The organism is Xanthomonas sp. CFBP 8443 (genome assembly GCF_025666195.1).
Taxonomy (GTDB): domain Bacteria; phylum Pseudomonadota; class Gammaproteobacteria; order Xanthomonadales; family Xanthomonadaceae; genus Xanthomonas_A.
In genome coordinates this window covers 3,883,689-3,905,448 of record NZ_CP102592.1, presented here as the reverse complement: position 1 = coordinate 3,905,448, position 21,760 = coordinate 3,883,689, and the positions used below count along the sequence as shown (strand labels likewise).

The 21,760-nt window shown below is 67.3% G+C and carries 20 protein-coding genes and 1 tRNA gene; 12 read left to right on the top strand and 9 right to left on the bottom strand.

Translation table 11 applies throughout. The annotated features are described in order from the left end of the window. Positions 1–131 precede the first annotated feature (131 nt). Positions 132–205, top strand: a tRNA-Gly gene (locus tag NUG20_RS16315). A 182-nt stretch (positions 206–387) separates the two neighbouring features. On the opposite strand, the gene NUG20_RS16310 is transcribed toward NUG20_RS16315, so the two are convergent. The 5 genes from NUG20_RS16310 to NUG20_RS16290 all read right to left on the bottom strand — a co-directional run bounded on the left by NUG20_RS16310 (position 388) and on the right by NUG20_RS16290 (position 4,206). Next, positions 388–1,479 (bottom strand): serine hydrolase domain-containing protein, encoded by a 1,092-nt coding sequence (locus NUG20_RS16310; protein WP_263395475.1) that lies wholly within the window; start codon positions 1,477–1,479, stop codon positions 388–390. A 489-nt stretch (positions 1,480–1,968) separates the two neighbouring features. Further along, on the bottom strand, positions 1,969–2,394 hold the full coding sequence (locus NUG20_RS16305; RefSeq protein ID WP_263395474.1) for a hypothetical protein: 426 nt from the start codon (positions 2,392–2,394) through the stop codon (positions 1,969–1,971). Positions 2,395–2,482: 88 nt separating this feature from the next. Continuing rightward, positions 2,483–3,109, bottom strand: a complete 627-nt coding sequence (locus tag NUG20_RS16300) for a hydrolase (RefSeq protein WP_263395473.1) — start codon at positions 3,107–3,109, stop codon at positions 2,483–2,485. 20 nt (positions 3,110–3,129) lie between these two features. Then, positions 3,130–3,648 carry an ester cyclase gene (locus tag NUG20_RS16295; RefSeq protein WP_263395472.1) on the bottom strand — a complete coding sequence of 173 codons (519 nt, stop codon included), beginning with the start codon at positions 3,646–3,648 and terminating at the stop codon, positions 3,130–3,132. A gap of 39 nt (positions 3,649–3,687) precedes the next feature. Next, positions 3,688–4,206 (bottom strand): Dps family protein, encoded by a 519-nt coding sequence (locus NUG20_RS16290; RefSeq protein WP_263395471.1) that lies wholly within the window; start codon positions 4,204–4,206, stop codon positions 3,688–3,690. A gap of 383 nt (positions 4,207–4,589) precedes the next feature. Between NUG20_RS16290 and NUG20_RS16285 the strand changes: the two genes are divergently transcribed. From NUG20_RS16285 to NUG20_RS16265, 5 genes are all read left to right on the top strand, one after another. Next, positions 4,590–6,551 carry a PAS domain-containing sensor histidine kinase gene (locus NUG20_RS16285; RefSeq protein ID WP_263395470.1) on the top strand — a complete coding sequence of 654 codons (1,962 nt, stop codon included), beginning with the start codon at positions 4,590–4,592 and terminating at the stop codon, positions 6,549–6,551. Further along, positions 6,548–7,195, top strand: a complete 648-nt coding sequence (locus NUG20_RS16280; protein ID WP_263395469.1) for a response regulator transcription factor — start codon at positions 6,548–6,550, stop codon at positions 7,193–7,195. The genes NUG20_RS16285 and NUG20_RS16280 overlap by 4 nt, the downstream gene beginning before the upstream one ends. A gap of 173 nt (positions 7,196–7,368) precedes the next feature. Then, positions 7,369–7,692, top strand: a complete 324-nt coding sequence (locus tag NUG20_RS16275; RefSeq protein WP_263395468.1) for a response regulator transcription factor — start codon at positions 7,369–7,371, stop codon at positions 7,690–7,692. Positions 7,693–7,804: 112 nt separating this feature from the next. Further along, positions 7,805–8,635 carry an alpha/beta fold hydrolase gene (locus NUG20_RS16270; protein ID WP_263395467.1) on the top strand — a complete coding sequence of 277 codons (831 nt, stop codon included), beginning with the start codon at positions 7,805–7,807 and terminating at the stop codon, positions 8,633–8,635. Between the two features lie 409 nt (positions 8,636–9,044). Then, positions 9,045–11,066: a phosphocholine-specific phospholipase C gene (locus NUG20_RS16265; protein ID WP_263395466.1), complete on the top strand. Its 2,022-nt coding sequence runs from the start codon at positions 9,045–9,047 to the stop codon at positions 11,064–11,066. 247 nt (positions 11,067–11,313) lie between these two features. On the opposite strand, the gene NUG20_RS16260 is transcribed toward NUG20_RS16265, so the two are convergent. Next, positions 11,314–13,623, bottom strand: a complete 2,310-nt coding sequence (locus NUG20_RS16260) for a TonB-dependent receptor (protein ID WP_263395465.1) — start codon at positions 13,621–13,623, stop codon at positions 11,314–11,316. A 298-nt stretch (positions 13,624–13,921) separates the two neighbouring features. Between NUG20_RS16260 and rimK the strand changes: the two genes are divergently transcribed. The 4 genes from rimK to NUG20_RS16240 all read left to right on the top strand — a co-directional run bounded on the left by rimK (position 13,922) and on the right by NUG20_RS16240 (position 17,558). Further along, positions 13,922–14,815, top strand: a complete 894-nt coding sequence (gene rimK / locus NUG20_RS16255) for a 30S ribosomal protein S6--L-glutamate ligase (protein ID WP_263395464.1) — start codon at positions 13,922–13,924, stop codon at positions 14,813–14,815. A 265-nt stretch (positions 14,816–15,080) separates the two neighbouring features. After that, positions 15,081–15,539, top strand: a complete 459-nt coding sequence (locus tag NUG20_RS16250; protein WP_263395463.1) for a hypothetical protein — start codon at positions 15,081–15,083, stop codon at positions 15,537–15,539. A 14-nt stretch (positions 15,540–15,553) separates the two neighbouring features. Then, the gene (locus NUG20_RS16245) at positions 15,554–16,231 is read left to right on the top strand and encodes a response regulator transcription factor (RefSeq protein ID WP_145703507.1); all 678 of its coding nucleotides are present in this window, start codon (positions 15,554–15,556) and stop codon (positions 16,229–16,231) included. Beyond that, positions 16,224–17,558 (top strand): sensor histidine kinase, encoded by a 1,335-nt coding sequence (locus NUG20_RS16240; protein WP_263395462.1) that lies wholly within the window; start codon positions 16,224–16,226, stop codon positions 17,556–17,558. The genes NUG20_RS16245 and NUG20_RS16240 overlap by 8 nt, the downstream gene beginning before the upstream one ends. Before the next feature lie 117 nt (positions 17,559–17,675). Here the strand turns inward: NUG20_RS16240 and coaE are convergent, their stop codons facing one another. The 3 genes from coaE to NUG20_RS16225 are packed head-to-tail and all read right to left on the bottom strand — an operon-like array spanning position 17,676 to position 20,439. Further along, positions 17,676–18,296 (bottom strand): dephospho-CoA kinase, encoded by a 621-nt coding sequence (coaE, locus tag NUG20_RS16235; protein ID WP_263395461.1) that lies wholly within the window; start codon positions 18,294–18,296, stop codon positions 17,676–17,678. A 13-nt stretch (positions 18,297–18,309) separates the two neighbouring features. Then, a complete protein-coding gene (locus NUG20_RS16230; protein ID WP_263395460.1) occupies positions 18,310–19,173 on the bottom strand; it encodes a prepilin peptidase in 864 nt (287 codons plus the stop codon). Positions 19,174–19,179: 6 nt separating this feature from the next. Continuing rightward, positions 19,180–20,439: a type II secretion system F family protein gene (locus tag NUG20_RS16225; protein ID WP_263398512.1), complete on the bottom strand. Its 1,260-nt coding sequence runs from the start codon at positions 20,437–20,439 to the stop codon at positions 19,180–19,182. Between the two features lie 383 nt (positions 20,440–20,822). Here NUG20_RS16225 and NUG20_RS16220 point away from each other — a divergent pair, with 383 nt between their 5' ends. Beyond that, the gene (locus NUG20_RS16220) at positions 20,823–21,230 is read left to right on the top strand and encodes a pilin (protein ID WP_263395459.1); all 408 of its coding nucleotides are present in this window, start codon (positions 20,823–20,825) and stop codon (positions 21,228–21,230) included. A gap of 67 nt (positions 21,231–21,297) precedes the next feature. Further along, positions 21,298–21,708, top strand: coding sequence for a pilin (locus tag NUG20_RS16210; protein ID WP_286038011.1), 411 nt, complete (start codon positions 21,298–21,300; stop codon positions 21,706–21,708). Positions 21,709–21,760: the final 52 nt, after the last annotated feature.

Here is a 21,760-nt window from a genome sequence, read left to right as displayed (position 1 = left end):
CCCTCCCACAAGAATCCCACCTTGCAAGTACCGGCATCGCGATCGCGTGGGTGCCGGCGCGCCATCGCCGCAGTTTGTCGCACCGATTTCTTGCGCAACCGCCGGCCCACCGCATAGACTGCACCGGCGACGCGGGCGTAGCTCAATGGTAGAGCTGTAGCTTCCCAAGCTACTGACGTGGGTTCGATTCCCATCGCCCGCTCCAGTCGTTGCAAGGTGCATGCGCGTCGGCGCGCTCCGCACTCTCCAGTCCGCTCCGCAATTCACTGCCCGGCGCGGCCTTGAAACCTCCTTTTTTTTTCGATAGCCCGCAAGCCAGCCTGCGTTGCGCAATGGCTGCCACCGGCGTGCCCGGGGATGCGCATCGCAACCGGCGAGCGCGCGCGCTCAGGACTGCGTGGCGATCGCGAACTCGTCGAGTTGGCGCTGCGACATGCTGCTGTTGTTGAGGATCACGATCGTCTCGCGCGTGTCCAGGCGGTGCGCGAGCAGCGAGCGGTAGCCGGCGGTGTTGCCGGTTTCCCAGGCGTAGGTGCGGCGCTTGCCCTGCAGCGTCAGTGTCTTCACGCGGCCGCCGAGCGCATATTCCTCCGGCATTTCCACCGTGTTGAGCTGGCGCAGCGAGGCTGCCGACAGAAAGCCCTTGTCGTAGACGCGGTGTGCGGCCTGCATCAGGTCCTGGGCGTTGCTGAAATAGCCGCCGGCCGCGGCGATGAAGCCCGGCCTGTCGTAGGTACGGCGCTCGGGCGGCGACAGCGTCCGGTAGGAGGGCACCGTGGTCGGCGCGGTCGCGATCGCCGGGCCGGTGCCGGTGTGGCGCAGCTCCAGCGGGTCCAGGACCAGGCTGCGCACGGCGTCCACAAAGGGCATGCCGGCGACCGCTTCGACGATGGCGTAGACGACGATCCAGTTGGCGAAGATGTAGTCGAATTTTGCGCCCGGCTCGAACGCGAGGTCGGCGCTGGCGAACCGGCGCACGGCCTCGGAAGCCGGCAGCTCCAGCGTCATCAGCGATGGGTCGGCCTTGGCGGCCGGGCCGTACTGCTCGGTCAGGCCGCTGCTGTTGGACAGCAGGCGGCGTAGGTTGATGCGGGCGCCGGTGTCGGCGCGATAGTCCGGCAGCCAGGCGGTGATCGGCCGGTCGAGGTCGAGCTTGCGCCGTTCGACCAGGCGCAGCACCGCCAGCGTCGTGAGCCATTTGGAAATCGAAGCGATGCCGTAGACGTCGTCGAGCTGCGCCGGCCGCTGCGCTTCCACGTCCACGATGCCGAAGGGCTGCGCATAGGCGACCTTGCCGTCGCGGGCGAGCAGGACCACGCCCTGGAAGCCGTTCGCCTTCGCCCACGCGTCGATGATGCTTGGCGCCTCCTTCGCGGCCGCCGATGCGGGGCGAGGCAGTGCGGCCAGCAACAGCGCCGCGCCGGAGGCGGCCAGCAGCGATCGCCGCGACATCGAGGGCGCAACGGGCGAATCGGGCATGGCAATGTCTCCAGAATGGGTGCGGCGCCGGAATGCGATGCGTCTGGCTTGGCCGACACTGACGGCCGTGGCCACGATCGCGCCGTGGCGGCGAGGAGCAAAGGCCGCGTCCGCGCCGATTCGGGCGCATCGACTGTATCAGTTGCAGGCGATCGCACGGTTGCGGTTTCCACGTGTCGCCACGGCGCAGGGCGTTCGGTCGAACGGGAACCGGTGGTCGCGAGTACGGCGCGCCAGGCCGTTTCATCCGTACATGCACGCCGATCGACACGCCGCGATACTGCCTGGCGCCATGGCGAGGGGAGTTCCCGGTGCTGGCGCCGAACGACGTGTTGGTCGATGCCAGCGGTGTGGTTGAGCAGTGCGCGCGCGCCGATCCGGTCGAGCTGGCGAGCAAGGCGATCCGCTAGGACATCGCAGCACGCGCGGTCGCGGGCCGGCGATCCGTATTCGCCGGGCTTCGCCGATTGCCTGGCTGTTCGTTCTTGCCTACTTGCTTGCCGATGCGTGTGAGTCTTCCGCGCGCTCGATCCTGCTGCTGCCATCGGCGGCGAGGGTGGCGCTGAGGCGGCGCTGGCCGTCCGCCGCGATCAGCACCACGCCCGAGCCGCCGGCATTGTTGAGGAACAGGTATGACGAGGCGCCGCCTGGGCGTTCCAGCAGCAGGTGCGCGCCCTTGTCGTCGATTTCGACGGTGGCCTGCGGGCCGGCGGCGAGCGGGTTGAGCAGCGTCAGCGCCGGGCGTCCGTCGGCGTCGAGCGCGACGCGCGTGCCGGTGCTGCCGTCCTCGCGCAGCAGCACGATCTCAGGCACGCCGTTCAGCGCCGACAGCAGCATCCGCGGGCGGCCCTGCGCATCGACGATGCGCAACTCCTGGGTGATGACGGGCGGTGGAGGCGGTGGCAGGTCGCTCATCGGCGTTGTTCCTTGGGCTGTTGCGGGCATTGCGGCGCATCCATGGGGTGCACGCTTCGCGCGTGGCGCCGCGGCGCCACGCGCTGCCTCAGGCGGGCTTGATCATGTCGCGGGCGTAGTCGAGGCCGATGCCATAGCCGCCGCCGTGGTCGACGACGATGCTGCGTGCAGCCTCGTAGGTGGCGTGCCGGGTCCAGTCGCGCTGCAGTTCGAGCAGGAACTGCAGCCACGAGGTCATGACTGCGCCTGCCTGTTCCATGCGTCGCAATGCGGCATCGTGGCTGGCGGCGGTCAGGCCGCCGCAGGCATCGGCCACCACATGCACTTTGTAGCCGTCGGCCAGCGCCGACAGCACCGGGAAGCTGACGCAGGCTTCGGTCAGCAGCCCGGCGAAGACCAGGGTCTTGCGGCCGGTGGCGACGACGGCCGCCTTGGCCGCCTCGTCTTCCCACAGGTTCATGTTGCGCCGTTCGATCGGCACGATGTCCGGCAGCGCCGCGCGCAGCGGCGGCATCAGCGGGCCGCTGTAGACCTTCGACGCTGAGGTGCTGACCACCACCGGCACGGCGAAGGCGACGGCGCTGCGCGCGAGCGCCACGGCATTGCTGCGCAGGGATTGGCGGTCGGCGGAGCCGGCGGCGAACGCCAGGCCTGCCTGTTCGTCGACCAGCACCAGCGCGCACGCGTCGGGGGTCAGCAAGGGAAGATCGCTCATGATGCGCTCCAGGGGTGGGGTTACGGCGCGATGCCGAGTTGCTGGTCGACGGTCAGCCGGTCCCAGTAGATCGTGACCTCGTCGATCCGGTGGTCGGCGCGGTAGTGGAGCAGCATGACCCCGGGGTGATCGAAGCGGCGGCCGTTGCCGGGCGTGGTCTTGCCGGTCGCCGGGTCCACGTAGGGGCCGCTCCAGGTGCCGGTGACCCGTTCGACCGACACGCCCTGCATGCCGTCGACCAGCGCGTCGGTCAGGGTCACGTGGAAGTCGGGGTAGGTCTTGAAGATCATCGCGAAGAACGCGCGCGTCCCGGCCGCGTCGAGCGGCTTGGGATTGCTGGGCTGGTGGATCACCACGTCGGGCGTGAACAGGGTCATGACCGTGTCGATGTCGTGGCTGTTCCAGGCCTCGGCCCAGCGCTGGATGTCGGCATGGCCGATGGCGCCGGCCGTGGCCGGCGAGGCGGCCGCATGACCGGGCGCCGGGCTGGCGGCAAGTAGCACGGCGAGCAGTGCGGGCAGCGGCATCTTGGTGTGCATGGTTCGGTTCCTTGTCGCTGCGCGCATCCGCGCACGGGTTCAGCGCGCGGCGCGGGAGCTTTCGTAGAGGAACCAGGCGCGGCGTTCGGCCTCGTCGATCCACACTTCGATCAGGCTGGTGGTGGCGACGTCGTGGTGCTCGTCGCACACCGCATGGGTCGCGCGCAGGAAGCCGGTGAGCCGGCGATTGTCCTCGGCGAGTTCGGCCAGCATGTCCTGCGGCGTCACGTAGTCGGCGTCGTTGTCGAGCAGCCGCTGCAAGCGGTGGATATGGCCGATCGAGCGCAGCGTAGTCGCGCCGACCTTGCGCGCGCGCTCGGCGATCGCGTCGGTGGTGGCGAAGATCTGGTCGCCCTGTTCGTCGAGCAGCAGGTGGTAGTCGCGGAAATGCGGCCCCGACAGGTGCCAGTGGAAGTTCTTGGTCTTCAGGTAGAGCGCGAACGTGTCCGCCAGCAGGACGTTCAGCGCCGCGCCGATATCGGTGGTGGCCTGGGCGCCGAGATCGGTCGGCGTGTGCAGCGCGCTGCTCTGGCGCGACTTGATCGAAACGGTATCCATGGGTGTCTCCTGTTGAAGGGCCTGCCTGCTGCCGGGGCGGTGCCGCGGCGGTCCGTGGGCGAGTGGTGCCGCGATGCCGCTCCACTCGACGAGGCAGAGGTTAGGCGGCGGGCGAGGACACGGACATCGGCGGATCGTTTCGCCGCCTCATACCTTGGTGTGGGGCCGGCCGCGACGGCGACGCCGGGTGCCGCCCCGGCGTCGTGCGCGGCTGGCGCCTCGCAGCCAGGCGGCCGCTGGTCCGCAGATAAGGCAACGGCATCCAAGACGCCGCGCGAAGCAGGTCCTACCGTGCCTGTTGCCGCAGGTACCGCGTTGGCCAGGGCGCTTGGCCGTGGTCGCCTGCGCGGTCGCGCGCGCGTTCCCATCCCCGGAGGCACTCCTTGTTCACCCCCTCTCGCAAGCAGCGCTTCGCGCTTTCGCCATTGCGATGGGACGCCGCGACGTGGGCCTGCGCGGGCGCCGGCCGGCGCCGGCTGGCGTTGCGGCTGGTGGCGGGGCTGCTGATGTGCGCCATCTTCGTGGTCGATACCTTCACCGCGCTCGAAGGCGCCATCGCGGTGCTGTACGTCGTCGCCCTGCTGCTGGTGGCGCGCACCGCGCGGCGCAGCGACATGGTGGTGACCGCGCTGAGCGGTGCCGCCCTCACCATCGCCACCTATGTGGACACGCACGGCGTCGCGCAGGTCGGCTCGCAGACCTTGCGCGCCATCGTCAGCCTGGCGGCGATCGCGACCACCGCGGTGCTGCTGCTGCAGAACCAGAAGGCGATGAAGGCGCTGTGCGCCCAGGCCACCTTGCTGGACCTGTCGCACGACATGATCTTCGTGCGCGATCGCTTCGGCGTGATCACCTTCTGGAACCGCACCGCCGAGGAGGTGTATGGCTGGTCGGCGCAGCAGGCGCTCGGCCGGGTCGCGGACGACCTGCTCGATACCCGCTATCCGATCCAGCGGCAGGCGATCGAGGCCATGCTGCTGGACGCAGGCGCCTGGAACGGCGTGCTCGAGCAGCGCACCAGGGCCGGCGCCACGCTGGTCGTGGAGAGCCGCTGGGTGCTGCAGCGCGATCCCCACGAAGCGCCGATGGGCGTGCTGGAGACGCATACCGACGTCACCGAGCGCAAGGCCGCCTATGCGGCGCTGGTGCAGAGCGAGCGCCGCTACCGGCGGATGTTCGATGCCAGCCGCATCGGTGTCGCGCAGCAGGACTGGACCGCGCTGCGGGCCGAGCTGGCCGCGCTTGGGCTGCACGACACCGCGGCGCTGAACGCCTATCTTGCCGATCACCCGGACTTCGTCGAACGCGCGCGCCGGCTGACCAGGATCGACGGGCTGAACCCGGCGTTCCTGTCCATGGTCGGCGGCGACGCCGCGCTGCATGCGCGCAGCTCGCTCGACGACCTGCTGGGCGAAGGCGAACGCAGCTTCGCCGCGGCCCTGGCCGCGTTCGTCGCGGGCGATGCCTTCCACGAGGGCGAGACCGAGATCGTCCGCGCCGATGGACGCCGCATTCCGGTGCTTTTCACCATCACCTTCCCCGGCCCGGACGACGACGGTTGCGTGCTGGTGTTCGTGGTGGACCATTCGGAACGCAAGCAGGCGCAACGCGCGCTGCTGACGGCGCAGGTGGAACTGGCGCATGCCGCGCGGGTGGCGACGCTGGGCGAACTGACCGCGTCGATCGCGCACGAGGTCAACCAACCGCTGATGGCGGTGGTGACCAACGGCGAGGCGGCGATGCGCTGGCTGCATCGCGACGTGCCCGACCTGTACGAAGTGGATGCCGCCCTCGGCCGCATCATTGCCGAAGGGCGCCGCGCCAGCGAGATCGTCAGGGGCGTCCGCGATTTTCTGAGCAAGGCGCCGATGAAGCGCGACGCGCTGAGCGCCGCCGCGCTGGTCGAGGATGCGGTGCGCCTGGTGGAGCACGAGTTCGCGCGCGGCCAGGTGGCGTTGCAGGTGGACCTGCAGCCGGATCTACCGGCCGTGGTCGGCGACCGTATCCAGCTGCAGCAGGTGCTGGTCAATCTGATGGTCAACGCCAGTCAGGCGATGGCCGGCCAGTCCGCGCCGCGCGTGTTGCGCATTCGCGCGATGCGCGACGCGCACGACACGCTCGCAATCACGGTCGCCGACACCGGCCCGGGTATCGCCGCGGAGCATCTGCAGCGCCTGTTCGATCCGTTCTTCACCACCAAACAGCAGGGCATGGGCATGGGCCTGGCGATCTGCAGGACCACCGCCGAAGCGCATGGCGGGCACTTGTCGGTGGAAAGCGCGCCCGGCCAGGGCGCGACCTTCCGGCTGCTGTTGGCGGCAATGCTCGGCGCTCCGCAGGCATGAGCGGGCAAGCGCCGACGCACGCCGCCGCGCCCGGCCCGCCCGTGGTGGTGGTCGTGGACGACGATGCGGCGGTGCGCGATTCGCTCGACAGCCTGTTGCGCTCGATCGGCCTGCGCACGCGGATCTTCGCCTCCCCGGCGGAGCTGCTGCAGGCGGCGCTGGCGGACGTGTGCGGATGCATCGTGCTCGACGTGCGGCTGCCTGGCATCAGCGGCCTGGACTTCCAGGACCAGCTCGCGCGCAACGGCATCCACCTGCCGATCGTGTTCATGACCGGCCATGGCGACATCCCGATGACGGTGCGGGCGATGAAGGCCGGCGCGGTCGATTTCCTGTCCAAGCCGTTCCGCGACCAGGACATGCTGGATGCGGTCAGCGCGGCGATCGAGCGCGACCGGCAGCGGCGCGTGGCCAGCTGCGCGGTGCAGGCGCTGCACGCCAGGTACGCCACGCTGACGCCGCGCGAGCGCGAGGTGCTGGCGTTGGTGGTGTCCGGGCTGATGAACAAGCAGGTCGCCGGCGAGCTGGGCCTGAGCGAGATCACGGTGAAGATCCATCGCGGCAACGTCATGCGCAAGATGGGCGTGCGCTCGCTCGCCGACCTGGTGCGCAGCGCCGAAACGCTTGGGGTTTCCCGACCCTGAGGGTCACGGGCAAACCTGTGTATGATTTTCGCCGCACCGGCGAAATGGGACAAAGGGGCATCGGCCGCGCACCGGACGCACTTGACGTGCGACACGCGGTGCGAAGGACCCCCGTGGATAGCCAGGCTGCCGTAATCGCGATCATCGACGACGACGAAGGGGTGAGGGCCTCCTTGTCCAGTCTGTTGCGCTCGTTCGGCTACGCGATCCGAAGCTACGGCTCGGCCACCGAGTTCCTGGACGAGCGGGAGCGCGCCGATCCGGATTGCCTGATCGCCGACATGCAGATGCCGCGGATGAGCGGCGAGCAACTGCAGGCCGAATTGCTCGCGCGCGGCCGCAGCTTCCCGATGATCTTCATGACCGCGTTCCCCGCCGAGACGGTCCGCACCCGGGTCATGGCGCGCGGCGCCTGCGCGTTCCTCGACAAGCCGGTCGATGGCGACCGCATCGCCCATTGCCTGGCCAGCGCGCTCGCCGGCAACGGCGCGTCATAGCCGCGACCCACACCTTCGTATGAGGCGGCAAGCCGAGCGTAGGATTTCCGCGTGCCGCCCGAATCCCTAGTCTGTGTCTGCACTTCACCCCTCACCCAACAAAGGCAAACCGATGAGCACGATCACCACCAACGACGGCGTCGAGATCTTCTTCAAGGATTGGGGCCCCAAGACGGCCCAGCCGATCTATTTCCACCATGGCTGGCCGCTGTCGAGCGACGACTGGGATGCGCAAATGCTGTACTTCCTCGGCAAGGGCTTCCGCGTCGTCGCGCACGACCGGCGAGGCCACGGCCGTTCCAGCCAGGTCAGCGACGGCCACGACATGGAGCATTACGCCGCCGACGTGGCCGCCGTCGTCGAACATCTGGACCTGCGCAATGCGGTGCACATCGGCCATTCGACCGGCGGCGGCGAAGTGGCGCGCTATGTCGTCGCGCATGGCAAGGGCCGCGTGGCCAAGGCGGTGCTGATCAGTTCCGTGCCGCCGATCATGCTCAAGACCGCGGCCAACCCGGGCGGACTGCCGATGGAGGTGTTCGACGGCATCCGTGGCGGGCTCGCCGCCAACCGCGCGCAGTTCTATCTCGACTTCGCCAGCGGCCCGTTCTATGGCTTCAACCGTCCGGGCGCCCAGGTCTCGCAGGGCGCGATCCAGAACTGGTGGCGGCAGGGCATGCTCGGCGGCGCCAAGCCGCACTACGAAGGGATCAAGGCGTTCTCGGAAACCGACTTCACCGAAGACCTGAAAGCAATGGACGTGCCCACCCTGGTGATGCACGGCGACGACGATCAGGTGGTGCCGATCGCCGACTCCGGCCTGCTCTCGGCCAAGCTGCTGAAGAACGGCTCGCTGAAGGTCTACCCGGGCTATCCGCACGGCATGTGCACGACCCACGCCGATGTGATCAACCCCGACCTGCTGGCCTTCATCCAGGGCTGAGGCGGGCTTGCGCAGGAGCGGGGCACCCGCTCCGCTCCTGTCGCATGCAGCGGTACCCACGCGTGGCCGCTGATTCGATTTTCGATCGGCCGCCACGCGGTAGCGATCAGAAGGGGGAATGCACTGGCGTGCCCGCACCGCCTTGCCGAGACCGCCGTCCTGCCGTAGCGAAGATGGTCGTCAGGGCGCCACGACGAATGGAAGCATGTATTCGCCACGCTCGCTCACGCAGTTGGTCGGACCTGCTCGTCTGATCCGCGAGGCGTGCTGTCAAACCCGCTTCATCCGCCGCGGCTACGCTGGCAGGCTCATGAGCGCATGCTCGTTGCCGGTCTCTCCCCCCATGGTCGAACACAGTCGTCGCCGTTTCCTCGCCAGTGCATCCCTGGCCCTCGGCGCGGGGGCGGTCATGCCGCTGTTGCCCGGCGCGATCCGCAGCGCGCTGGCGGTGCCGCCGGCGCGGGTCACCGGCACCGTGCAGGACGTGCAGCACGTGGTGATCCTGATGCAGGAGAACCGCTCGTTCGATCATTACTTCGGGTGCCTGCGCGGCGTGCGCGGCTTCGGCGATCCAAGGCCTTTGCGCCTGCCCAGCGGCCGCCCGGTCTGGTACCAGCCCGAGGCCGGCGCCGGCGATCGCTACGTGTTGCCGTTCCGCCTGAACGGCCAGACCAGCAGCGCGCAGTCGATGGAGGGCCTGGACCACCACTGGAAGGGCTCGCACGAGACCTGGAAACACCACGACGCGTGGATCGCGCAGAAGACGGCGATGACCATGGGCCACTTCCAGCGCGAGGACCTGCCGTTCTACTACGCGCTGGCCGACGCCTTCACCATCTGCGACGGCTACCACGCCTCGCTGTTCGGCCCGACCAATCCCAACCGCATGTACATGTTCACCGGCACCAGCGGCCTGGACGTGGGCAACGACGGCGAGCAGGCGGTGAACAACCGCGACGACGGCAACTGGACCGGCGACATGGCGCGCGACAATCAGGCGTTCCCCGGCTACACGTGGACCACCTATTCCGAGCGCCTGCAGCAGGCCGGGGTCAGCTGGCAGGTCTACCAGGAATTCGACAACTACGGCGACAACAGCCACCCGTACTTCGCCAATTTCCGCAATCTCGACCGCAGCTCGCCCCTCTACCAGCGCGGTCGCGCGATCGTGCCGGGTTCCACCGCCGACAACGCCAAGGCCTCGCGCGGCGAGCATCTGGTCGCTGCGTTCGAACGCGACGTGCGCAGCGGCAAGCTGCCGCAGGTGTCGTGGATCGTGGCGCCGTACCTGCTCAGCGAGCATCCGCAGGGCACGCCGGCGTATGGCGAATCGCTGAGCGCGCGCCTGCTGGAGACGCTGGCGGCCTCGCCGGAGGTCTGGTCCAAGACCGTGTTCCTGATCAACTACGACGAGAACGACGGCTTCTTCGACCACGTGCCGCCGGCGCTGCCGGCGACCGATCCGGCCATCGGCGCCAGCAACGTGGATCTGCGCGGCGAGAACTACCACGGCGTTCCGGTCGGCCTCGGTCCGCGCGTGCCGATGCTGGTGGTGTCGCCGTGGAGCCGCGGCGGCTGGGTCGATTCGCAGGTGTTCGACCACACCTCGGTGATCCGTTTCCTGGAGCGCCGCTTCGGCGTCGCCGAACCCAACATCGGCCCGTGGCGCCGCGCGATCGCCGGCGACCTAACCTCGGCGCTGGATTTCGCCGGCCACGACGACGCCCGCGTCGCCCTGCCGGACACGCGCGATTTCATCGCCCGTGTCGACGCGACCGCGGCCTTGCCGCTGCCGCAACGGCCCGCGCAGCAGGCGCTGCCGGTGCAGGAGCCCGGACAGCGCCCGGCGCGCGCGCTACCCTACGATTTCGACGTGCGCCTGCAGCCCGGAGCGCAGGGCACGGCGTTGCGGATGGTCAATCGCGGCGCCGTCGGCGTCGCCCTGAATGCCTACGCCGATGGCGGTGGTGCCGGCCCGTGGTTCTACACGGTGGCGGCGTGCAGCGAATTGCAGGATGCGCGCGCATGGCGCGGCGCCGCGGCCGATGCTGGCTATGCCTTGCGCGTGCATGGCCCCAACGGCTTCCTGCGTGAATTCCACGGCGATGGCGTAGCCGACGCCGGACTGCAGGCCGAGGCCGACTACGAGGCGACCACGCAATGCCTGCTGCTGGAGCTGCGCAATGCCGGCACACAGGCGTGCCGGCTGCGCATCCGCGACAGCTACCGTGGCGGAGCGGAACAGATGCAGGAACTGGCCGCCGGCGCGCACCAGGTGCTGCGCTTCCCGCTGCAGGCCCAGCACCACTGGTACGACCTGGAGATCGCGAGCGAGGCCATGCCGCAGTGGCGGCGGCGCCTGGCCGGGCATATCGAGACCGGCCGCCCGAGCATGAGCGACCCGGCGATCGGTCGCGTCGTTGCAGGTTAGCTGCGGCGGCGGGGTTCAGGTGGCCTTGGCTGTGTGTCGCGGCTGAAGCCGCTCCTACAAAAGCCTGGTAGGGCGCACGCCACGCCCCTGTAGGAGCGGCTTCAGCCGCGACAGATCACCTGGCATGCAACATACGCACAAAAAAAGAAGCCGCCCAATGGCGGCTTCTTTCGTATGCGGCATTCCGATGCAACCGCCGCCGTTACCCAATGCAACGGCGGCGCATCGCCTTCCCTGGCGATCTCGCCTAGAACTTGCCGCTGAAGGTGACGAAGAACTGCCGCGGCGCGCCGGCCATCAGCGTCTGGTTGTAGCCATTTGGATCGGAGACCACGTAACCATTGGTGCCGACCGTGGCGAAGTAGCGCTTGTCCAGCAGGTTGGTGACGTTGGCGCTCAGGCCCAGGTTCTGGAACATGCCGACCTGGCCGAAGTCGTAGCCCGCGCTCAGGTCGAAGCGCCAGTAGCTCGGCACCGACGAGTCGTTGAGGTAGCTGATGTAGCGGCGGCCGGTGTACTTGCCATCCAGCGCTGCGTGCCAGCCGGCGTTTTCGTAGGCCAGGCTGCTGGAGAACATCCACTCCGGGATGCCGACCACGCGCTTGCCGGCGGTGGCGACCACGCCGCCGCTGAGGTAATCGTCCTGGTAGGTGGCGTCGTTGTAGGACAGCGAGTTCAACCAGCGCAGCTGCGCGATCGGGCGCCACATCACCGCCAGGTCGGCGCCCTGGCTACGCACCGAGCCGACATTGTTGAGCGTGGCTGCGCAGGTCTGGATCGCGGTGCACGGCGAGGTCACCAGCAGGCGGTCGTCGAAGGTGGTGTGGTACAGCGCCAGCGACGCCTCGATGCCGTCGCCGCGCACGCGGTAGCCCAGTTCGTAGGTCTGCGCGGTCTCCGGCTCCAGCGAGCTCTTGATCGCGTCGAACGCCGCCTGCGATTCCTGGAACGGCGTGAAGCCGAAGCCGGCCATGTTCTTGTTGTAGGACGCGTAGATTTCCTGATGCTCGTCGAGCTTGTAGTTCACGCCCACCTGCGGCAGCAGGTCCGAATCGGCCTTGATTTCGCCGACCGCGTAGGACGTGGTCGGCACCAGCGACTGCGAGGTGGTGTCCACCTGCAGCTTCTTGGCGCCGAAGTTCACGGTCAGGCGTTCGTCGAGCAGGCGCAGCGTGTCCTGCGCATAGAACATGCGCGTGTCGGTTTCGTAGTGCTGGGAGAAACCGCGCTCGAACCGGGTGCCGGCCTTGTTGAAGTAGAACAGATCGGTGAACGCGCCATCGAGCAGGAAGTAGTTGCGCTCCTGCACGGTCTTGGCGTTCTGGTACCAGCCGCCGATCTCGATCTCGTTGCCGGCGACGGTGAAGTTCAGCGACGCGGTGACGCCATGCCGGTTGAGCCGGTAGTCGGTGGTGCGCATCGACAGCGGCACCGTGGCCGAGGAGGGCACGTACGGCGTGGTCCACTGCCCTTCGCCGGTGTTGTCGTGGTAGTAGCCGGCCAGGTTCAGCGTGGCCGTGCCGCCGAGGTTGAAGGCGCCGCTGAGCGCGGCCAGGTTGTCGTCGCGCAGGCCGGCGCCGGAGTAGTACGACGCGTCGGCCTTGCCGTAGTCGGCGGGCAGGGCGTTCAACGACGCCGGATAGCTGCCGTTGCCGTTGAGCGCGTTGGCGATCTGCACCGCGCTGTTCCAGTCCGGCATCAGGTAGTCCCAGTCCCAGCCCAGCGCCTTCTGCGAGGTCAGCGACAGGTCCATGATGTCGTATTCCTTGCGCTTGGAGCTGTCCAGGAACAGGCTGACCCGGTTGCCGTCGCCCCACTGGTACAGCGCCTTGACGTTGGCCTGGCTGTACTCGTTGTTGCCGTAGCCCTTCCACTTGTCGGTTTCGCCGTGCACCAGCGCGGTGTACATCGAGAACCCGTTGAGGTCGCCGATGTCGCCGCGCAGGTAGGTGCGGCGCGCGGAATCGGAGCCGAAGGTCTGGCTGAAGCGGATGCCCGGCTCGGCATCCGGGTCGTCGGAGTAGTAGCGCACGGTGCCGCCGAGGTTGCTGCTCGAGGCGGTGCCCAGCGCGCCAGCGCCCTGCGCCAACTCCACCGAGCCCACGTTCTCGGAGATGATCGCGCGGGTCACCTGCAGGCCGTCGCTGACGCCGTAGTTCATGGTGCCCAGCGGGATGCCGTCCAGGGTGAAGCCGAGGCGGCTCTGGTCGAAGCCGTGCAGGGTGATCGCGGTCGACCACTCGTAGGCGCCCCACGCATCGGCCGACTGGAACTGCACGCCGGGCAGCTTGTCCAGCACCTTCAGCGCGCTGGTGCCGGGGGCGGCGGTGCCGATGTCCTCGCGGGTGATGCGCTGCACCTGGCGGGTGGTGCCGGTGGACACCACGGTGATCGCGTCGAGCATCGTCGCATCGCTGCCGCTGGTGGCGCTCGCCGCATCGGCGCTGGCGCCGTCGGCAACCGGCGCGGTCTCGGCCAGCGCGGCGAAGGCCGGCAGCGCGGACGCGACGGCGAGCACCAGCGCATGCAGGCGCAAGGGTCTGGAGGTGGGGATCATCGAAATTCCAATAAAAGGTGGGGAGGCGTGGGGACCCGCCGCGTGATGCGTGACAGCCAGCACACGGCCGGTGTGGCCCGCCCGCCACCATGCAACCGTTTTGTGAAGGTTTCGGGGCGGTCCCGTGTCGGCTGTGGGACAGCCCGGCGGCGGCGGTCGAGCTCGCACCCGGGCAGGCCGCGTATTACGCGCTGCCGTGTACATGCGCCAGCCGCCGGTCAGCGCCGGCACCGTGCCGATGCCGCAGTGCCGACGGCGCAACGTATGATGCCGGGCCAGCCACCGCCGTCGCGCCTCGATGAAGCTCGCCATCCTGTCCCGCAACACCAAGCTGTATTCGACGCGCCGCCTGGTCGAGGCCGGTCGCGAACGCGGGCATACGGTGCGCGTGCTCGACCCGTTGCGCTGCTACATGCGCATCGCCGCCGGCTCCTTCACCATGCATTACAAGGGCAAGCCGATCACCGGCTACGACGCGGTGCTGCCGCGCATCGGCAATTCCGTCACCCGCTACGGCACCGCGGTGCTGCGTCAGCTGGAGATGATGGGCGTGCGCACGCCCAATCCGTCCGACGCGATCCTGCGCGCGCGCGACAAGCTGCGCGCCCACCAGTTGCTGGCGGCCAAGGGCATCGACATGCCGATGACCGTGTTCGGCGACAACCCCGACGACACCGGCGACCTGCTGTCGATGCTGGGGCCGCCGCCGCACGTGGTGAAGTTGAACGAAGGCACCCAGGGCACCGGCGTGATCCTCACCGAGAAGACTAGCGCCTCGCGCGGCGTGGTCGAGGCGCTGCGTGGGCTGTACGCCAATTTCCTGGTGCAGGAGTTCATCGGCGAGGCCGAGGGCGCCGACCTGCGCTGCTTCGTGGTCGGCAACCAGGTGGTCGCGGCGATGCGCCGGCAGGCGCCGGAAGGCGACTTCCGCTCCAACCTGCATGTCGGCGGCAGCGCGCAGCTGGCGATCGCCAGCCGCGGCGAACAGGAGGTGGCAGTGCGCTCGGCCAAGGCCCTGGGCCTGGGCGTGGCCGGAGTCGATCTGATCCGCTCGCGGCGCGGTCCGCTGGTGCTGGAGGTCAACTCCACCCCGGGCCTGGAGGGGATCGAGGCGGTCTGCGGGTTGGACATCGCCGGCAAGGTCATCGAGCACCTCGAGGCGAGCTTGATCCGAAAGAAATCAGCAACTTAAGGCGATATCCGTCCGGCCATTCTGGCTTAACACGGGTTTAATTCGCGCCTGCGTATGCTTCGTCGGACCGCAGCTCTGCCCTCCTCAGCAGGAACGGTAATCGGGATATACCTTTCGGCCCAAGCGGCCTTGCCGCTTGGGCCTTTTTGTTCCCGCGGGCCGGTTTTTCGGTGGCCAAGCGCACCAGTATTGCGTGCAGCTTGCGGCGCCGTTCGCAGGGGGGCTACATTTGTGATTCACACCACCAATCGCCTAGGGGACAGGGATGAAAAGCGTGATCGGTTTGATGCTGGGGATGGCGCTCGCGTGCACCGCGGTCGCTGCGCCGAAAGGTGAGGCGCCCATGAACGTGAAGAAATCGTTCGCGCAGCAACTCAGTACAATTCGCCAGCAGTTGGACGACGGCAAGACCTATTCCGAACTCGGCACAGAAGATCGCGGCAAGGTGGAAGCGGCACTGTCGCGCATGGCGACGGTGCTCAACGCCCATCCCGACGTCGACACGCTGCGCGAGGAAGAAAAGGTCGTGTTGTTCAACGATCAGGAAACGGTCAACGCGCTGCTGACCAAGGCATCGGCGGACAGCCGGCTGATCTGCAGGCGCGAAGCGGTCACCGGATCGCTGCGTACCACGACGCAATGCAAGACCGTGGCGGAACGCCGCCGCGACAACGAGGATGCGCAGGAACTGATGCGGCGCAATCCAACTGGCAAGTACGACTGACGGGGTAAATGTTGGTGCGAATTCTAGTGATCGAAGACAACAGCGATATCGCTGCCAACCTGGGCGACTACCTCGAGGACCGCGGGCATACGGTGGATTTCGCCGCCGATGGCGTCACCGGCCTGCACCTGGCGGTGGTGCACGAATTCGACGCGATCGTGCTCGACCTCAACCTGCCGGGCATGGACGGCATCGAAGTGTGCCGCAAGCTGCGCAACGAAGCGCGCAAGCAGACCCCGGTGCTGATGCTCACCGCGCGCGACTCGCTGGACAACAAGCTGGCAGGTTTCGATTCCGGCGCCGACGACTACCTGATCAAGCCGTTCGCGCTGCAGGAAGTGGAAGTGCGGCTCAACGCGCTGTCGCGCCGCGGCAAGGGCGTGCACACCCGGGTGCTGGAGACCGGCGACCTGGAATACAACCTGGACACGCTGGAAGTGCGGCGCCAGGGCAAGCTGCTGCAGCTCAACCCGACCGCGCTGAAGATCCTGCAGGCGCTGATGGAAGCCTCGCCCGCGGTGGTGACCCGGCAGGAGCTGGAAACCCGCGTCTGGGGCGAGGAACTGCCGGATTCGGACTCGCTGCGCGTGCACATCCACGGCCTGCGCGCGGTGGTCGACAAGCCCTTCGACGTGCCGATGATCCAGACCCGCCACGGCATCGGCTACCGCATCGCCGCGCCCGATGCCTGAAGCTGGGGAGTTGCCGCGCGCGGTGCGGCGGCGCGGGCGCTACCGCCGCCGCCTGCGCAGCCGCATCATCCTCTCCTTCGTGCTGTTGGGCTTCGGCCTGACGGCACTGTTCGCGTTCGCCACCAACTGGGCGCGCGCGCGGGTGGAGAACCAACTGGTCGAAGCGGTGATGAATCGCAATATCGACGAGTACGCGCGCCGGTTCTTTTCCGCGCCGTCGAAGAACCCCGACCTGCCGGTGCAGCAGATGGTCGGCCGGGTGGTCAAGAGCGATCGCTTCGAAGCGCTCAAGCGCGAGCAGCCGGAGTGGTACAACTTCTCCGACGGCATCCACACCGTCTCCGGGCGCGACGAATCGGGCAAGCCGTTCTCCTACAAGGTCGCGGTGCGCAAGACGCCGGACGTGTGGTTCTTCCTCGCCTACGACATGACCCAGACCATCCAGGGCGAGGTGCAGCTCAACCGCACCCTGATCCTGTCGGTGCTGGTGTTCAGTGCGTTGTCGCTGGTGATCGGCTGGTGGTCGGCGTCGCGGGTGATGCGCCCGGTCTCCGATCTGGCGGCGCGCCTGCGCGCCTATCGTGGCAGCAGCGATCCCAAGCCGCTGGCGCCGCATTTCCCCGACGACGAAGTCGGGCAGCTGGCCGAGGCGCTGGACGACTATTCGGCCAGGCTCACCGAAGTGGTGCAGCGCGACCGCGAGTTCAACGCCGACGTCAGCCACGAACTGCGCACGCCGTTGGCGGTGATCCGCGGCGCCACCGAACTGCTGCTGACCCGCCCCAATCTCGACGACAAGGTGCTGCAGCGCCTGCAACGCATCCAGCGCGCCGAACAGCAGTGCAGCGATCTGATCGGCTCGTTGCTGCTGCTGTCGCGCAACGAGCGCGGGCAGGGCAACAGCAACGTGGCCAAGGTCGCCGAGCAACTGATCGAATCGCACCGCGCGCAACTGGGCGGCAAGCCGCTGCAGCTGTTGCTGGAGGGCGAACGCAACCTGAGCATCGACGCGCCGGAGGCGGCATTGTCGGTGGCGTTGGGCAACCTGATCGGCAACGCGGTCAAGTACACCCACGAAGGCCAGGTGGTGGTGCGGGTGCTGAGCGATGCGGTGCAGGTGATCGACTCCGGCCCCGGCCTCAGCGAGGAAGACGCCGCCAAGCTGTTCCAGCGCGGCTACCGCGGCACCCACGCCGGGCACTCGCAGGGCGGCGGCATCGGCCTGTCGATCGTCAGCCGCCTGTGCGAGCTGTACGGCTGGCAGGTCAACGTGCGCCCGGGCGCGACCAAGGGCGTGGTGGCGACGCTGTGGTTCAGGGCGGCGTGACAGAGACTGGACGGGCCGGCTTCCTGTAGGAGCGGCTGCAGCCGCGACAGGTTTCCTGATGGATCCAGTCGCGGCTGAAGCCGCTCCTGCAAAAGCGCGCGTCGCCGAATTGGACTGTTACGCGATCTTCGCCGCCGCCAATGCGCGGTACTGCCGATCCAGCGCATCGGCCGCGTCCTGCAGTCGCGACGCATCGCCATCGTTGACCACGACATCGTCGGCAATCGCCAACCGCGCCGTGCGCGTGGCCTGCGCCGCGATCATCCGCTGCGCCAGTTCGGCGGTAATGCCGTCGCGCTGCATCAGGCGCGCATGCTGCGTCGCTTCCGGAGCATCGACCACCACGATCCGATCCAGCCACGGATAGGCCGTGCGCGCGCCGACTTCGGTCAGCAGCGGGATCGCCGCAACCGCATAGGGACTGGCGGCCTCGCGGCACGCCTGCTGCATCAGCGTACGAATGGCGGGATGGGTGATCGCCTCCAGGTCGCGGCGCGCCACCGGGTCTTCGAAGATTTGCTGGCGCAGCGCGGCGCGGTCGAGGCTGCCGTCCTCGCGCAGGATCTGCGCTCCGAAACGGGCCACGATCTGCCCGAGCGCCGGATGCCCGGGCGCGACCACCGCGCGCGCGGCAACGTCGGCATCGGCGACGACGATGCCCTTGGCCTCGAAGCGCCGGCTCAGTTCGCTCTTGCCGGAGGCCACGCCGCCAGTCAGGCCGACGATGAAATCGCTCAAGGCACCGCCTCGCTCAGCGCAGCCCGGACCAGCGCATGTAGGTGTCGATGATTTCCGTGCCCCAGAAGAACGTGATCCAGCCGGCGATGGCCAGGTAGGGACCGAACGGAATGGGCGTGGCCCGGTCGCGGCCCTTGGCCGCCAGCCAGATCGAACCGAGGATCGCGCCGACCAGCGAAGAGATCAGGATGGTCGGCAGGATGCCCTTCAGTCCGCACCAGGCGCCGATCGCCGCCAGCAGCTTGAAGTCGCCATGGCCCATGCCTTCCTTGCCGGTGATCTGCTTGAACAGCCACCACACCGACCACAGCGACACATAGCCGACTGCCGCGCCGAGCAACGCCGGCTTGGCCGGCATGTACAGATTGTCCATGCTGCCGACCAGGCCCAGCCACATCAGCGGCAAGGTCAGCTGGTCCGGCAACAGGCGAGTGCGCAGATCGATCCCCGACATCGCGACCAGGAAACAACTGAATACGATCGCCCCGAACCCCTGCCAACCGAAGCCGAAGCGCCAGACGCTGGCGACCACCAGCAGGCTGGTCAGCATCTCCACCAGCGGGTACTGGATCGAGATCGGCGCATGGCAATGCCGGCACTTGCCGCGCAGCGCCAGCCAGCTGAACAGCGGAATGTTCTCGTACCAGGACAGCTTGTGCTTGCAGTGCGGGCAGTGCGAGGGCTCGACCACGATCCCGGGCGGCGGCGGATCGTAGATGTCCGGCAGCTCCAGGATCTCGCGCGAATCCCGCTTCCACTGCCACTCCATGCGCTTGGGCAGGCGCAGGATCACCACGTTGAGGAAACTGCCTACCAGCAAGCCCAACCCCGCCGCGGCGGGAAAGCCGAGGCCGGGGTGTTGATCGAGAAATGCCATTAATGCTTATCCAACGACGGAGGCCAGCTTAAAGATGGGCAGGTACATGCCGATGACCATGCCGCCGACGATGGTGCCGATGAACACCATGATCAACGGCTCGATCAGGCTGCTCAGCGCATCCACCGCATTGTTCACTTCCTGCTCGAAGTACTCGGCCACCTTGAACAGCATCGCATCCAGCGCACCGGCCTCTTCGCCGATGGCGGTCATCTGGATGACCATATGCGGAAACAGGTTGGTCTGCTTCATCGCCACGTTGACCGGGTAGCCGACCGACACGTCGTCGCGCATGCGCAGCACCGCTTTTTCGTACACGCTATTGCCGGTGGCGCCGGCGACGATGTCCAGCGCCTCCACCAGGGGCACGCCGGCGCGGAAGGTCACGCCCAGCGTCCGCGAGAAGCGTGCCACCGAGCTGTTGTGCATGATCTGGCCGATGATCGGTACCTTCAGAATCAGCCGGTCCATGCCGTGCTGCATCGACGGCGAGCGTTTGTAGGCGAAGATGAAGCCGACGATGGTGCCGACCAAGACGATCAGCAGCATCCACCAATAGGCAACCATGAAGCGCGATGCAGCTACGATCATCTGGGTAAACGCCGGCAGCTCCGCACCAAAGCCCTTGAACACATCCTCGAACTGCGGCACCACCCACACCAGCAGGATCGAACTGACCAGCAGGGCGACCGCCATGACCATGGCCGGGTAGAACAAGGCCTTCTTGATCTTGCCCTTCAGCGCTTCGATGTTTTCCTTGTAGGTCGCGACCGTCTCCAGCACGGTCTCCAGCACGCCTGCGCCTTCGCCGGCCTTGACCAGGTTGCGATAGAGCTCGTCGAACTGGATCGGATGCTTGCTGATCGCCTCGTAGAGCGACGAACCGCCCTCGATGTCGGTGCGGACCTGATCCACCATCTTCTTCATGCGCGGGTTCTTGTGCCCGCTGCCGATGATCTCCAGCGACCCCACGATGGGGACGCCCGACTTCATCATCGTCGCCATCTGGCGGCTGAAAAAGGCGATGTCCTTCGCGCTGATCTTGCTGCCGGCAGAGCCGAACAGCGGCTTGGGCTTGGGTTTGACCACCGACGGCGTGATGCCCTGGCGGCGCAGTTCGGCGCGCAGCAGGTTGGCGTTCTTGGCGGTCTGCTCGCCCTTCATCTTGACGCCGCGCTTATCCGTCCCTTCCCAGACGAACGGCAGCTGCTGGCTGGTATTGCGCGCGACGGGCTCTTTGGGTACTGCGCTACGAGTTGCGGACATCAGGTGTGCTCCCCGTCCAGCCATCCCCAGGCGGACATGACCGGCATGGTATCGGTTTCCGTGGCGTCTGGCATCAGCGGCAATGGTCGCGGCAAGCTCCGAGGCGCGAGGAGCCAAAATCCCGACGAGGTGACGTTTTGCGTCACTATGTGACATATCCTGGCAGAGGGGAAAGCCCGTCGCAAATCGTTTCTTTGCCCGTGTCGGGCGGCATTCGATGGGGCATCATGCGCCCTGGGGAGCATAGGGTGCGCGTGGGGAAGTTGGCACGCGGCCTGCTTGCATCACCCGCACGTGGCGCTCTGCCGCGCGGCGCTCGAGGGGTAGCAAGCTCCGCGGGCGGAGTGTCTGCCAACTTACACACCATCTCTAGGGGATTCACCATGAAGAAGCAGCAGGGCTTTACCCTGATCGAACTGATGATCGTCGTCGCGATCATCGCCATCCTGGCCGCCATCGCGCTGCCGGCCTACCAGAACTACGTGCGCAAGTCGCAGGTCACCGCGGCCCTGTCCGACATCACCCCGGGCAAGACGCAGTTCGAAGTGCTGACCAATGAAGGCAAGAGCATCGCTAGCGCTAGCGATATTGGTCTGACTTCTGCCACGAGCCGTTGCAGTGCCATCACCCCGACCGCGGGTGATACCGGCAATATCAACTGCGTCATGATCGGTGGCGATGGCGTCCAAGGGAAGTCGATTCGGTGGACTCGTAATGCGTCCGGCAACTGGGCCTGCTCGACCGATGCTACCGCAAAGTACCGTCCGAGCACCTGCACCACGGCGCTGTAATAATTTCTTGTCTTGCTTGAAGAAGACCCCACGCAGTGGGGTCTTCTTTTTTGGGGGGAGCAAAGGCATGCGCGATCAGAAGGGTTTCAGCTTGATCGAGCTGATGATGGTGATCGCTATAGTGGCAATTCTTTCTGCGATCGCACTTCAGGGCTACATCAATTATGTCTCGCGTTCACAGGTCGTGGCGGCGTTGAGCGAAATTCGGGGCGGGCAGACTGGCCTCGAGGCGGCATTCAATGACGGCAGGGGCAGTGATGTCAGTGCCTCCTACATAGGCCTATCATCATCCGCGCGATGTCCCGAGATAACTGCTTCGGTTGACGCTGCAACCGGAGTTGGCGGCATCAGCTGCGTTCTGGCCGGCAACGACATGGTCACTGGAACGACGCTGTCGCTGCGCCGGAGCATGTCCGGCGTGTGGAGTTGCGATGGCAGTGATGTACCCGAGAAGTATCGGCCTGAAGGATGTGGATGATTGATTTTCTGAGTAGCGATTACGGTCCGGGGATCTTGTGATGGCGAATCCG